Raw genomic sequence first — 13,427 nt, forward strand, 5'->3', positions numbered from 1 at the left:
AAAAAAAGAAGCCCACATCCAATGTCATGGATCTGAACTTCCCCTATGATTTATAGGATTTCCAAAATACGAGGGTTCATGCGCTATGAATGCGATTTTCTATGGGTTCTATTCCCCATTCTGATAACTCGATACCATTTCTATCAGCAGCTTCGCCCCGTAACGCATCGCATCTTCATCAAAGTCAAACATCGGATGATGGTGAGGATAAATCGCCTGCTTATCCGGGTTACCCGCCCCCACGAAAATAAAGCAGCCCGGGATCTCTTGCAGATAGTAAGCGAAATCCTCTGCAGGCATTAATTTAGGAGAGACCAGCACCTGCTCCGCTTCGAATACCTTAGGTGCCGTCCGAAAGAAACGCGCGGTTTCTGCTTCATCATTTACGACGGTCGGATAGCCGACGAGATATCGAACCGATGCCTCTGTGCCGTAGGTTTCCGAAACCGTCCGGGCCATATGCTCGATCCGCTCCCGGATCAAAACCCGGGTATGTTCGTCGAATGTGCGAACCGTTCCGGTAATCCGGCAAGTGGAGGCAATCACATTTTGCGCCGTCCCTGCTTGAAAGGTTCCTACCGTAACAACGGCCGGCTGAAGCGGATCAACGGTACGGCTTACGATCGTCTGGAGCTGCATGACAAGCGCTGCACCGGCCACCAAGGCATCAGCCGTAACATGCGGCATCCCGCCATGTCCTCCGCGCCCTGTAATATCAATGAAGAACTCATCTGCCGCTGCCATCAGCGGACCTGGCGCACTGGCTGCCGTCCCTACGGGGAACGGCGACCACAGGTGAAGTCCATACACTACGTCGGCTCCTTCAAGCGCTCCATCCTTGATCATCTCCACGGCTCCGCCGGGACATACTTCCTCCGCAGGCTGGAACATAAACCGAATCTCACCCTGAACCTCTTCCGGATACGTACTGTAATATGCCGCAGCACCGAGCAGCATGGAGGCATGACCATCATGTCCGCAAGCATGCATAACCCCTTGAACCTTGGATTTGTATTCACAGCTTTTACCGTCTTCAATCGGCAGTGCGTCCATATCGGACCGCAGCACCACGGTCTTGCCGGGCTTATCCCCTTTTAGAATGCCTATAACACCATGCCCGCCTACGTTCGTCTTGACCTCCAGACCCAACTCCTGAAGCCGGGACGCTATAAATGCTGAAGTTTCTTTCTCCTGGAACGAAAGCTCCGGGTTCATATGTAAATGACGCCGCCATTCCACCATCCGTGGAAACCACTGCTCCCAAAAAACTTCCTTCGTCAAGTTGCATCATCCTCTCCCCGCTATTATTGCGGCTCAATCGATCGCAAGAAATCCGTAAAGCTTACTTAACAGCAGTCCATGCCCGATCATCGCATCCATATGGCTGCCCTCCTTCATCTTGCGATACACCTCTCTGAGCGGAACCCACACAGCTGTCACATCTTCGTCATCCTCTTGATTCGACTCCTTCTTGCCGGACACCTTCAAATCGTCGGTGAAATAATAATGCACGCAGCGGTTAGCCAGGGAAGCCATTGGATAAGCGCAACTCATATAGGTCAGATCCTTGCAAAGAACACCCGCTTCTTCCTCAAGCTCCCGCTTTACGGCCAGCGCGCGTTCCTCCCCCGGCTTAACCGTCCCGCCCGGGAGCTCCCACGTGATTTCATTAACCGCTTCACGATGCTGACATACCAACAATAAACAGCCCTGATAAACAGCCACCACCGCCGCCGATTCCGGAATCTGGTCCATCACAACAATTTCCTTCTGCGTGTTTTCTTCCACTGCGTAATAATCCGTGCGGTAAACGATGCGATTCATAGGTAATTTCCACCCTTCATCTGAATTGAAGCCCTATGAATATATAACCACTGGAATGGAAAGCGTACATTTCACAGCGTTTTCACTTTCTTTTATTCTAACAGAAAAGAAGAATGCCTGTCGTTATCAAAATCTCTTCTGGATAAAAGGTCTCAAATGAAGCGTGACGGGCGCTTCAGGCTTGCACAAGTTCCTGAAACATACTATCATATTAAAGAACTTTGCAAGGACAATTAAGGGGGTTACGACCACATGATTTTCGAAAATACAGGCTTGGACGGATTGCACAGTGATTTAGCTTACCTTGACGAATGTGCTGAGAAAGTTGGCTTCATTCGTTGGCAGTGGGAATACTACCGTGCTACATATGACTTGAAAATCGAAGATAAAAAAAATCAGGCTGAGTACTTCCTGCGCATGAACACCCGTGCGGTTGAAGGCAAGCTCGAAAAACCGGATACCATCCTCAAAATCGAAGCGGTATACCTGGGTAAAGCTACGTTCCCGCACGGACTTGAGTATGAATCCATGGCTCCTCAGCCTGTTATGAATGTGGCAACCAAGAAGCTTCAAGAGCTCAAAGCTCTTCTGGAAGCGTAAGGTCGAACATTATGAATACGACCAAACCTCAGCCGAAGAGAGGGACGCCTGATTTTCAACTGCTGATCCTTACCTTGCTGTTAGTGGGATTCGGACTGATCATGGTGTTCAGTTCCAGCTCCAGCTTGGCCGTTTTCAATGAAAAATTTAATAACGATCCACTGCATTTTACGAAACGGCAAGTCGCATTTGCGGTCCTTGGCACGTTGGTTATGTTTGTCACGATGAACATCAACTACAAGAAATTCAAGAAGCTCTTTATTCCGGTGTTTTTTCTGACACTGATTCTGTTGATTCTTGTGGTCATCATCGGCTCAGCCACCAACGGAGCCACAAGCTGGTTCAATTTGGGGAAACTTGGCATTCAGCCGACCGAGCTTGCCAAAATTGCGACCATTGTCTATCTGGCAGCGCTGATCACCAAAAAAGGGGAACGAATCCGTCAGTGGAAGGGCGGTTTCTTCCCCGTACTCATTATTGTGGGGATCGTTGCCGGCCTTATCATGCTCCAGCCGGATTTAGGCTCCTGCTTCATTCTGGTCGCTACCAGCGGCCTGCTGATCTATGCAGGCGGAGCCAGCCTCAAGCATATTCTCGGCTGTATCTCGCTGGTTGTGCTCGGTTTGGCGCTCACACTGGGTATCGGATCGCTCTTTAACTCCGGCGGTGACCAGGAGCAGGCCTCCAAGAACTATAAAGTGGGCCGTATCGAGGCTTTCATGGACCCGTTCCAAGATGAATCAGACACTGGCTACAATTTGGTTCAATCGCTGATTGCTATCGGTCAGGGTGGTCTTACCGGGGCCGGTTATGGAGAAAGTGTGCAGAAGCTGCATTACCTGCCGAATCCCTACAATGACTTTATCTTCTCCGTCATCGGTGAAGAATTCGGCTTTATCGGAACCGCCATCTTCCTGCTGCTCTATCTATATTTCATACTGCGGGGAATCATTGTTTCACTACGCTGCTCGGATCCGTTCGGGACGCTAACAGGTGTCGGAATTATGGGACTCATCGCCATCCAGGCATTCATCAACATCGGCGGAGTGACCAATACCATTCCGATTACCGGTGTTACCCTTCCGTTCATCAGTTATGGCGGATCTTCGCTGCTGGTAATGATGCTGAGTATGGGCATTGTGCTCAGCATATCCAGAGACAGCAACCGTCCGATGAAAGAGGAGCAGGTTAAATCCGTAATTAAAAAAGACTACCGGGCAACCGTGTAGTCTTTTTTCTTCATTTTTTTCATTGTTCCCGGGGGAAGTAACCCCCTAGGATTCGTCTTATTTTGCTCGAAACTGAATATCGTCGATTTCATCGTCTTTAAATGCTACACCTTCGACCTTCACGTTTACCTCAACCACACGAAGCCCTGTCATGCTCTCCACTGCTTCGCGGACATTCTGTTGAAGCATGCGGCACACTTCATGTATAGGTGTCTCATAGAGCACGATAATCCGCAGATCGATCGCAGCTTCCAGCTGCCCTACTTCTACCGTAACACCCTTTTGCACATTTTTGCCGCTCAGTCGCTTAGCCCAGCCTTCTGACAATCCACCGGACATTGCTGCAATACCTGGGGTTTCCAAGGCAGCCAATCCGGCAATTTTCGAGACGACATCATCCGATATTCGAATCAAACCGTTATCCAGTTGAAGTTGTTCCGTCATGCCATATCCTCCTTCACCTCATTATCCGTTATTGTAAATGGTAACGGACCTAAAAAGCAAATGCTCACTTCGCAAAAGCCGGATAATTTTTCAAAAAAATTGGGTATATTGTAAAAAGTAATACGAGAATCGTCGTTTGGACTCGTATAGAACTTATCATTACATAAACCAAAGGTAGGTGCAGGTTATGAAAAAGTGGTTGAATCCCTCGCTTCTCATCTTTACCTTTCTGCTGAGCGCGCTTGGGCACTTTGCGAATTGGAATTTCACGCTCCAGTTTATTTTGTCTTCCATTTCGGTTATTTTTGTGGCCGGCTTTCTGGGCAGGGCAACCGAAAGTGTTGCGCATTACGCCGGTCAGCGGCTCGGGGGGTTCCTCAACGCCACCTTCGGAAATGCGGCGGAGCTGATCATCGCAATCCTTCTGATCAAAGAAGGTTTGTACGATATGGTCAAGGCAAGCATCACCGGCTCCATTATCGGCAACCTGCTGCTCGTGTTGGGTCTCAGCCTGTTTGCCGGAGGACTGAAGTTTAAAATCCAGAAATACAACGTGACGCTGGCGGGCCTGAATGGATCACTGATGACGCTGGCCATCATTGCGCTATTTGTCCCTGCCGTCTTTCTGAACACCCACTCCATTACGGAGGGACAAACCAAAACGCTCAGCCTCATTGTCGCGGGAATTCTAATTGTGGCTTACCTCGCATGGCTTGGGTTCTCGATGATCACGCATAAAAATTATTTAGCGGATGTCAGTGATGATCATCATCAGGATGCGCTGCCGCACGAGCACGGTCCCACCTGGTCCAAGAAACGCTCGATTCTGTTCCTTGTGGTTGCAACCGTCATGGTTGCGTTTGTAAGCGAATGGCTTGTCGGGGTGCTTGAGCCGATCAGCCATGAGTACGGTCTCAGTGAGCTGTTTATCGGGGCATTCCTTGTGGCCATTATCGGTAACGCGGCCGAGCACAGTGCAGCCATCATGCTCGCCATGAAGAACAAGATCGGTGCTGCGGTTGAAATTGCCGTTGGCAGCAGCCTGCAGATTGCCTTGTTTGTTGCTCCGGTGCTTGTCTTCATCAGTTTCTTTCTCGGCAATACAATGGATCTCGTGTTCACCACGCTCGAGCTGGTTGCAATCGGCGTCGCCGTATTCATTGCAAGGTCCATCACGCAGGATGGAGCCTCTAACTGGTATGAGGGCCTTCTGCTGATCGCTGTATATGTAATTTTAGGCGTCTCTTTCTTCATGGTATAGGCACAGCCACATAAGGGGAAGCCGCAGCCCCGGTATGAATGCAAGAAAAACCGCATGTCAAAAAACGCATGTCGTGTGGGCGCGACATGCGTTTCTCTATGTATGCGCCTGTACAAGTACAGGCTATTTGGATTGATTCATGGCTTCGTACAGGAGCGCCAGATTGCGTTCAAGCTTGCTGATCAGCTGCTTTCCCGTACTTTCCGGAAGAAGCCCGGCCCGCACCGCGAAATCAACCTCTTTTGAAAAACCGTACATTTGGGTATCCAGCACTTCCTCATAGAGAGGACAATAACGGGTCGCCAGATTCTCCATCTGTACTTCAATAAGCTTTAGGATTTTATCTGCATCTTCATGAAGAAGACTGATCGCTTTTAGATTCAGCTGTTCCTGTAAATCAGATGAAGTCATGATCTTCCCCCCTATGTCAAAAATCACAGCACAGTTACTATCTTTAATATTAGTCGAAATCGAATCTCAATACAAGGACCTGAATAAAATAGACCCCTGCTCTACGAAAAAACACCCTTCCATTGAATGGAAGGGTGTTTTTGGCGACTGTTATTCAGCCACGACGGATACATTCAAACCATGTTTGGTGAATACGTCGATCATTGCTTTTTTAGCTTCATCAGCATCTGGTCCGTGTACATGCAGTTCATAGCTTTGGCTGTTGACAAGCGTTGTGAACAGACCCAAGATGCTTTTCACATCGATGTACTTGTTCTCTGCCTGCAAAACGATAGAGGAAGAGAACTGGCTAGCGGTTTGTGAAATTTCCACGATAGATTGATTATTGGACATACGAATCCCTCCGTAACTTTAGGATCTGAATAAAGCTCATCACTGCACCTTCATGATACATTGAATCCGTTTTCTTATGCAACATTTTTTCCAATCTATTTAAGATTTTCCGGATTTAACGCTGCGAGTTCTGGAATCACAAATATACCATCCTTGCGAATCAGACGATCGTCAAAGTAGATTTCCCCGCCGCCGTACTCAGGCCGCTGGATTAAAACCAGATCCCAGTGAATGGAGGAGCGGTTGCCGTTGTCTGTTACATCATATGCTTGACCTGGCGTAAAATGCAGGCTTCCAGCGATTTTCTCATCGAACAGAATATCTTTCATCGGCGTCAAAATGTACGGATTAAAACCGATGGCAAACTCACCGATGTATCTTGCACCCTCATCCGAATCCAAAATCTCGTTCAGACGCTTGGTGTCGCTGCCCGTTGCTTCTACGATTTTCCCGTTTTCAAAGCGGAATTTAATATTTTCGAAGGTTACCCCGTTATACAAAGTCGGCGTGTTGTAAGAGATGGTTCCATTAACAGAGTTGCGAACAGGAGCCGTGTACACTTCGCCGTCCGGAATATTTTTCTGGCCGGAGCATTTTTCGGCACCGATGTTTTTGATCGAGAAGCTGAGTTCCGTACCGGGTCCGACAATACGAACTTTATCGGTGTTTCTCATCAGCTCGGCCAATGGATCCTGGGCACGGTCCATTTTGGAATAATCCAGATTGCAGACATCAAAGTAAAAATCCTCGAATGCCTCTGTGCTCGTGTTGGCGAGCTGCGCCATACTGGCGTTAGGATAGCGGAGAACTACCCATTTCGTGCGCTTGACACGCTCTTCGCTATGTACCGGGTGGGAATAAAGCGCATTGTACAGCTTCATATTCTCCTCAGGCACGTCAGCCATATCGTTGACGTTCTCGCCTGCACGTATGCCAATGTAACAATCCATTTGTTTCATACGCTCCAGGTCCAACTCGGCCCACAGCTCCAGCTGCTCCTTGTTGGCATTCTTCAGCATGGCGCGTTGAACCGTGCGGTCGGTCAACTGTACGAACGGACGGCCTCCTTGATTCCCGACCTCCTCAATGATCGCATTCAGCAAATCACGCTCCGATCCGATCATCTCGATGAGCACATTTTCTCCCGGCTGCATATCTACGGAATAATTCACGAGATTCTGAGCCAGTTTCTGAATTCTGGGATCACGCATATGTCTTATCCTCCTTGTGTTGACTGTTCCCTACTTCAATAATTGAACAGCGGTAAATTTATAGATTATTGTAGCATGGAAGCCGGCTTGCGTCAGCGCTCCACGTGAAAAATATTTTCACGTCACTTATGTCAATAGCCGGTAAATGTAACTTCAGACAAGAGTGTTTCCGTCCGAGTCTTGCCGTGGCTATCTATAAATGAAAGCTTTCGCTCCATCGTTAATTTGGCTGGAAGATGGTTTTTCCTGTTAATTGTCAAATGACTTACGGAAAGAGCATCCGCCTTCTGCAGCCTATTCCTCATCTCTTTATAATCTCTTTCCCACACGGTCTTCAGCTGTTTACGCACCTTGGGATTGTCGCTGTATAGCGGATCTCCTTTACGCTCAATCCGCTCTGCCAGCACCTTCATCTGTTCATCCAAGGAGCCATATGCCATCTCGGCTGCCGCTTCCGGGGACAATTCGATTCGAAGCACCTTCGTCCCTCTTGCCGCGCCGAGCTCTTGAGTCACCGTCTTCTCCGAATTACCCAAATACTCCAGCAATTCCAACGGATTGAGGCGGGTCATCCACATTTCGTCAGCTCCCTGTGATGAGAGTGTGCTCCACCTGCCTTGCCTGCGCTTAAGTGTCACTTTAAGCCCATCTGCTTTATATATCGAATCCGCCGGTCCCTTTTCTTGAAGCAGCTTCGCGGCCTCGCCTTTTGACGATAACGTTAAATCCTTGTGATGCTGCAAATGCCCTTCAAATGCCATACTTTGCTGAAACGGACCATTCTCCTCGCTCCGAATCGCCGCCTCCCCTTGAAATGAGAAATTGTCGATGCCAGACAGTCCCGAAAGGGCACGATTGAACGATTCTTCGGCGGACAGCTGTTCCTGCCAGGCACATCCCGTTAAGCAGCTTATGAGCAAAATCATTCCCATGAGTGTCCATAATTTCCTCATTCTCATAATCATCAGCCTCTCGTTGATCTTGCTCTTAGGCTATCCGCGGCTCATGACATTATTCAGATTACAAAAAAAACCCTGCAGCCACTCAGCTGCAGAGTTGTTAGTCCAAAGCAATCTCGGCTCCCGCCCTCTCCACGACGATCCGGTTGCGCCCGCTATTCTTCGCTTCGTACAGCGCCATATCCGCTCGATAGAAGAGCGATTCCACACTGATCTTGTCGTTGGTCCAGTTCCACTCGGAAACGCCGCAGGAAACCGTGACTCTCGGATCGGTCTCTTCCGCCACCCTTAAACGAATACGCTCAGCTACCTGCACTGCCTGTTGAATGCCGAGTCCAGGCAAATACACCGCCAGTTCCTCGCCGCCCCAACGGGCAGGAATATCGCTGTGTCGAATGGTACTTTTCACAATGCTGCTGACCTGCTTCAGGATCTTGTCGCCTCTCTGATGGCCAAACGTATCGTTAACCAGCTTGAACTCATCGATATCCACAACAATCAGAGAACCGCAAAAATCTCGGTTTTGACATTCATGAATCATCTCATCAAGATAATGTCTTGCATACAGTTCAGTCAGCATATCCCGATTCGCCATTCGTCGCACCTCGGCATGCAAAAAGGCATTCCCGATTGCCAGACCGATATGGCTTGTAAGCGCTTGAAGCAGACGATAGCTGTCATATGAGAAATAATGCCGCTTCGCGTGTGTTAAGAGAACCACGCCCCGAACCTCGCCGTTAACCGTCAGCGGAGTTGCAATCATCGAGCTTGAATTCGTGCTGTCCATCAGTCTCGACTCCGCCGGACGTTCTTCATGATAATCCGACAGAATGAGCGGCTCCTTCGAATGATAGACCAGACCGCCCAGACCGTAATCCTTCTCAAAGACCTCCTTCGCCAGCCACTCGGCGTTGCAGGACACCACTTCAAGGCCGCCAAGCTCCTCGTTGTATATCAGAATGCAGCAATAATCCGCCTCCAGGATTTTGAGCAGCTCATGGTTGGCAAATTGGAATATTTCCGCCAAATGCAAACTTTTGTTCAGGCGCTGCGTCAGCTCATTAATCATACGGAGCTCGTGGATCATCAGGTTGGACTGCTCGTACAGCTTGGCATTCTCAAACGCTGTACCCGCCGCATCGGCCATCATGCCGAGCAATTCCAAATCCATGTCCGGCAGTTCGGACTTGTCCACTTCCACGTGAAGCACGCCGTAAACTCCTTGCTTGCCCCCCATTGGAATCCCGATCTCCACTATAGGATGAGGAGGCTCATGTTCACGGATCGTCAAGGTGCCTTCCATAAATGTTCGGACGTAGACCTCCTCCTGCCAGTGATGGAGAAGCAAGGGACGCACCAGCGGATGCCCGCTTTCATGATCCTGGGACATAAACAATTCGACTTTCGCCCTAGGATACAGAGCCAGGACACTATCAATGGCCTCAATAAGCACGTTGTCCACATTAATCTGAACATGCATCCGCTTTACATACTGAAATAAAATGGAACGGCGATGAACTTCGCGCTCCGCCTGGGAATGAACTTTCTCCAGATCATCAGCAAATATGTATTCGAGCTGGCGATAGAAGCAGGAGCGAAACAACAAGGCATGACTCTCTGCCAGCATAAGCGACTGCTCCTGTTCCATGGCATCTGTAGAGACGCAGACCAGCACCCCAAACAAATCGCCATGAACACGGGTGAACAGCGGAACAGAGCATAGCACTCTCCCCTCAAACGACTCCTTACCCATACCTGCCGCGGCTTCTTTAGCAATCATAGTATGCGATAGCGTATCGTCTTCGCTCGCATAAAGGTATTCTCTTATTTCAGGTGCCCCTGTCAGCCAAGTCCCCTCATGAGAAAGAAGGGCCCAGCTGAATTTCTTCATCGCTTGTGTGCCTGCACTTTCTCTCTGCCACTCCATATAGCTGTCTGTTATGAGAGGCTGAAGGTAAGGGAAATCATGGGGTGTAATATCCAAGCCCTGAAGCCAAAGACAAGGCTCATTTCCCGGAATAGGCCCGGAATCATTGAACATGACCACAGAACCGGGAGAGCTTTCGTACACTTTCCGTTGTTCTTCTGACATATTGGGCGCTCCTTTGCACCATTATAAAAGGCCTATCCAAGACTGGCGTTCCGATTCATAATGTAAGGATCCATTAGTGCTGCCGCTTTTAGATTGCGGTAACCCAGCTGTTCAACATGTTGGGGAGTATAATCACCGAAAACGTTCCGTTATGTAACTAGATAAATGCGACTACTTAATTCACTAATATCTTACTCTTTTCTACCCATTTTTGCATTAAAATTTATGCGTTTTTCACAATATTTTTAGGTCCATGGTCCTATCGACAAATTTAGACAAAAAACAAGAAATGGTAAGTTACAGGTTGAACTTGACTTTATATCATTACTTCATATAATATTTATTGTTGAGTAAGAATGCAATGCATTCGATGAATTTGGGCGGGTTGTGTCACCCTCACGTTATTTGTTACTGACAGGACAGCGGCTGAACTTTCCTGACAGATCTTCCGGAAATCACGGGTTAGAGTAAACAAATACGGCGCAAATAGAGCCCTAATGAAACTTTAATTAAAAAGGAGTCTATATAACATGGCACGTTACACCGGTCCTAAATTTAAATTAAGCCGTCGTCTGGGAATCTCCCTGAGCGGTACAGGTAAAGAATTGGCAAAACGCCCTTTCCCTCCAGGTCAGCATGGTCCTAACCAACGGAGAAAAGTAAGCAACTACGGTATGCAGCTTCAAGAAAAGCAAAAGCTGCGTCACATGTACGGCTTGGGCGAGAAGCAATTTAAAACCCTGTTTAACAAAGCAACTAGCATGAAAGGTATTGCTGGTGAGAACTTCATGTTCCTGCTTGAGAGCCGTCTGGACAACCTGGTTTACCGTCTTGGCTTCAGCAACAGCCGCGCAGGCGCTCGTCAATTGGTTGCTCACGGTCACGTGACTGTGAACGGCAAGAAAGTCGATATCGCTTCTTACGCTGTAAGCACAGGCGATGTTATCGGTCTTCGTGAAAGAAGCCGCAGCCTCTCTTCCATTAAGGAAGCTTTGGCTAACCGTGTACATCTTCCAGCTTACATCGAGTTTGATGAAGCTTCAATGGAAGGAAAGTACATCCGTCTTCCAGAGCGTTCCGAACTTTCCCAAGATATCGACGAGAAACAAATCGTCGAGTTCTACAACCGTTAAGATTAACGCAGAACTCAAAAAACCTGAAGGCTCCTGCCTTCAGGTTTTTTTATGCCTAAATACGGACCCTCTTGATTCATCCGATACCCAACAGAGTGTAAGACCGTCTTGTGTCTTTTCTCTCTGTGATCACGTACTTTACTGTGCCTTTGTTTTAAGAAAGCTTTAATCTGGCAAATTTACGTTTGCCCACCTGAATAATATCGCCATCTTGAGGAGTGATTTCACCATAGATGTCAGTCCATTTCTCTTCATTCCATTTTACAGCGCCCTGCTGGATTGACCGCCTGGCCTCAGCGTTCGAAGCCGCAAAGCCAAGTTGCGTGAGCAGCTTGATCAAACCAATCTTGCCGTTTTCCAGTGTCTCTTCGGCTACAACGAAATCCTCAATCTCTTCAGGCAGAGCATGCTGCTGGAAGACGGTTACAAAATGCTGCTGGGCAGCATCCGCTGCTTCCATTCCATGATACATACGTACCAAAGTGTGCGCCAGCCCCATTTTGGCATCCCGAGGATGTACACTTCCGTCCTGCAGCCCTGTCTCCAGCTTGTTCAAATCCTCGTTTCTTGCATCGGTAGCCAGCCTATAGTATTTCAGCATGAGCTCATCCGGAACGGACATGGTTTTGCCATAAATTTCGTTAGGTTCTTCATCGATTCCGATGTAATTGCCCAGGCTTTTACTCATCTTCTGCACGCCGTCAAGTCCTTCGATAATCGGCATTGTGATCGCAACCTGCGCCTCTGTGCCATACTCCTTCTGCAAAGTACGCCCCATTAGCAGGTTGAACTTTTGATCTGTACCGCCAAGCTCTACATCGGTCTTAAGCGCAACGGAATCCATCCCTTGCATCAGCGGGTAAAAAACTCGTGAATACTGATCGGCAGCCCGTTTTGGTAACGTTTAGTGAAATCATCACGCTCCAGCATACGTGCAACGGTTACCTTTGCCGACAAACTGACAACTTCTGCAAAAGTCATCGGTGCGAGCCACTCGGAATTGTAGTATATCTTTGTTTTATCAGGGTCCAGCACTTTGTAAATTTGTTTTTTGTACGTTTCCGCATGATGCTTCACTTCTTCTTCCGACAACTGCTTACGCGTTTCGGATTTACCGGTTGGATCCCCGATTCGGCCGGTAAAGTCGCCAATGATGAGCTGCACCTGATGACCAAGCTCCTGAAACTGGCGCAGTTTCTGCAGCACGACGGTATGGCCTACGTGAAGATCCGGCGCAGACGGGTCCATTCCCAGCTTCACACGCAGCGGCTCGCCGGTTACGACCGATAGCATCACCTTATATTTCATCTCATCTTCCGGAACGATCTCCACGGCCCCACGGGAGATGACCTCCATCTGACGCTCTACCTCCTGCCGCTGTACCATTGACAATAGTTCCCACTTCATGTTTCAGCACGCCTCCTCTCTATTATGAAACGCAAAAAAGCCCCTTCTCATCCCAAGGGACGAGAAGGAGCGCTCGCGTTACCACCCTAATTAAAACCCATCTTCACACAAAACCTTCGCGCAAAAAAACGGATTTTCACTTCATTACCATAACGAAATTGTCATCCCGGAACCGGACTACACAGCAGCTGTGCACCAAATACGCAGCTCTTATTCCCCCGGACAGCTCTGGACGGTAATTCAAAGGGGTATCGTTATCGGTTTGCACCAGCCACCGACTCTCTGAAACGATAGGATCCGCCTTCTACTGGAGTCCTTCAACGCTTTTTTCGATATGAACTTTGCATTATTTGTAACATAGGCTTTGCGAAAAAGTCAAACTTCCTCAAAAAAGGACACGCTATACGTGTACACATGATTCAAAACCTTCGATTTATGCTATAATAGGTGCGTTAAAAGGAGG

12 protein-coding genes, 1 pseudogene and 1 other annotated feature are annotated in these 13,427 nt (G+C 48.5%); of the genes and pseudogenes, 4 read left to right on the forward strand and 9 right to left on the reverse strand.

Going from position 1 to position 13,427, the window contains the following annotated elements; translation table 11 throughout:
- Nucleotides 1–108: 108 nt before the first annotated feature.
- A complete protein-coding gene (locus tag B9D94_RS19340) occupies nucleotides 109–1,242 on the reverse strand; it encodes a M20 family metallopeptidase (RefSeq protein WP_148248822.1) in 1,134 nt (377 codons plus the stop codon).
- Nucleotides 1,243–1,314: 72 nt separating this feature from the next.
- A complete protein-coding gene (locus tag B9D94_RS19345) occupies nucleotides 1,315–1,824 on the reverse strand; it encodes an NUDIX hydrolase (RefSeq protein ID WP_148247733.1) in 510 nt (169 codons plus the stop codon).
- A gap of 252 nt (nucleotides 1,825–2,076) precedes the next feature.
- On the opposite strand from B9D94_RS19345, the gene B9D94_RS19350 reads away from it, so the two are divergent.
- Nucleotides 2,077–2,424: a YugN family protein gene (locus B9D94_RS19350; RefSeq protein ID WP_006209204.1), complete on the forward strand. Its 348-nt coding sequence runs from the start codon at nucleotides 2,077–2,079 to the stop codon at nucleotides 2,422–2,424.
- Nucleotides 2,425–2,435: 11 nt separating this feature from the next.
- Nucleotides 2,436–3,653, forward strand: coding sequence for a putative lipid II flippase FtsW (ftsW, locus tag B9D94_RS19355; protein ID WP_006209203.1), 1,218 nt, complete (start codon nucleotides 2,436–2,438; stop codon nucleotides 3,651–3,653).
- A gap of 57 nt (nucleotides 3,654–3,710) precedes the next feature.
- Here the strand turns inward: ftsW and B9D94_RS19360 are convergent, their stop codons facing one another.
- Nucleotides 3,711–4,097: an Asp23/Gls24 family envelope stress response protein gene (locus tag B9D94_RS19360; RefSeq protein ID WP_006209202.1), complete on the reverse strand. Its 387-nt coding sequence runs from the start codon at nucleotides 4,095–4,097 to the stop codon at nucleotides 3,711–3,713.
- Nucleotides 4,098–4,284: 187 nt separating this feature from the next.
- Here B9D94_RS19360 and cax point away from each other — a divergent pair, with 187 nt between their 5' ends.
- Nucleotides 4,285–5,358: a calcium/proton exchanger gene (cax, locus tag B9D94_RS19365; RefSeq protein WP_006209201.1), complete on the forward strand. Its 1,074-nt coding sequence runs from the start codon at nucleotides 4,285–4,287 to the stop codon at nucleotides 5,356–5,358.
- Between the two features lie 123 nt (nucleotides 5,359–5,481).
- Here cax and B9D94_RS19370 read toward each other — a convergent pair whose 3' ends face one another.
- The 5 genes from B9D94_RS19370 to B9D94_RS19390 all read right to left on the reverse strand — a co-directional run bounded on the left by B9D94_RS19370 (nucleotide 5,482) and on the right by B9D94_RS19390 (nucleotide 10,424).
- On the reverse strand, nucleotides 5,482–5,769 hold the full coding sequence (locus B9D94_RS19370) for an Fpa/YlaN family protein (protein WP_006209200.1): 288 nt from the start codon (nucleotides 5,767–5,769) through the stop codon (nucleotides 5,482–5,484).
- Between the two features lie 150 nt (nucleotides 5,770–5,919).
- Entirely contained in the window at nucleotides 5,920–6,162 is a 243-nt protein-coding gene (locus tag B9D94_RS19375; RefSeq protein WP_006209199.1) for an HPr family phosphocarrier protein, read from the reverse strand.
- A 95-nt stretch (nucleotides 6,163–6,257) separates the two neighbouring features.
- Nucleotides 6,258–7,373 carry an aminopeptidase gene (locus B9D94_RS19380; RefSeq protein WP_148247734.1) on the reverse strand — a complete coding sequence of 372 codons (1,116 nt, stop codon included), beginning with the start codon at nucleotides 7,371–7,373 and terminating at the stop codon, nucleotides 6,258–6,260.
- Nucleotides 7,374–7,504: 131 nt separating this feature from the next.
- Nucleotides 7,505–8,332 carry a hypothetical protein gene (locus tag B9D94_RS19385; protein ID WP_148247735.1) on the reverse strand — a complete coding sequence of 276 codons (828 nt, stop codon included), beginning with the start codon at nucleotides 8,330–8,332 and terminating at the stop codon, nucleotides 7,505–7,507.
- 100 nt (nucleotides 8,333–8,432) lie between these two features.
- Entirely contained in the window at nucleotides 8,433–10,424 is a 1,992-nt protein-coding gene (locus B9D94_RS19390) for a sensor domain-containing diguanylate cyclase (protein WP_036636546.1), read from the reverse strand.
- Nucleotides 10,425–10,954: 530 nt separating this feature from the next.
- Between B9D94_RS19390 and rpsD the strand changes: the two genes are divergently transcribed.
- Nucleotides 10,955–11,557: a 30S ribosomal protein S4 gene (gene rpsD, locus B9D94_RS19395; protein WP_063479023.1), complete on the forward strand. Its 603-nt coding sequence runs from the start codon at nucleotides 10,955–10,957 to the stop codon at nucleotides 11,555–11,557.
- Between the two features lie 154 nt (nucleotides 11,558–11,711).
- On the opposite strand, the pseudogene tyrS reads toward rpsD, so the two are convergent.
- Nucleotides 11,712–12,964: pseudogene (gene tyrS, locus B9D94_RS19400) on the reverse strand (tyrosine--tRNA ligase).
- 52 nt (nucleotides 12,965–13,016) lie between these two features.
- Nucleotides 13,017–13,294, reverse strand: a binding site (T-box leader).
- Nucleotides 13,295–13,427: the final 133 nt, after the last annotated feature.

The organism is Paenibacillus sp. Cedars (assembly GCF_003184205.1).
GTDB classification, from domain to species: Bacteria; Bacillota; Bacilli; order Paenibacillales; family Paenibacillaceae; genus Paenibacillus_AQ; species Paenibacillus_AQ glucanolyticus.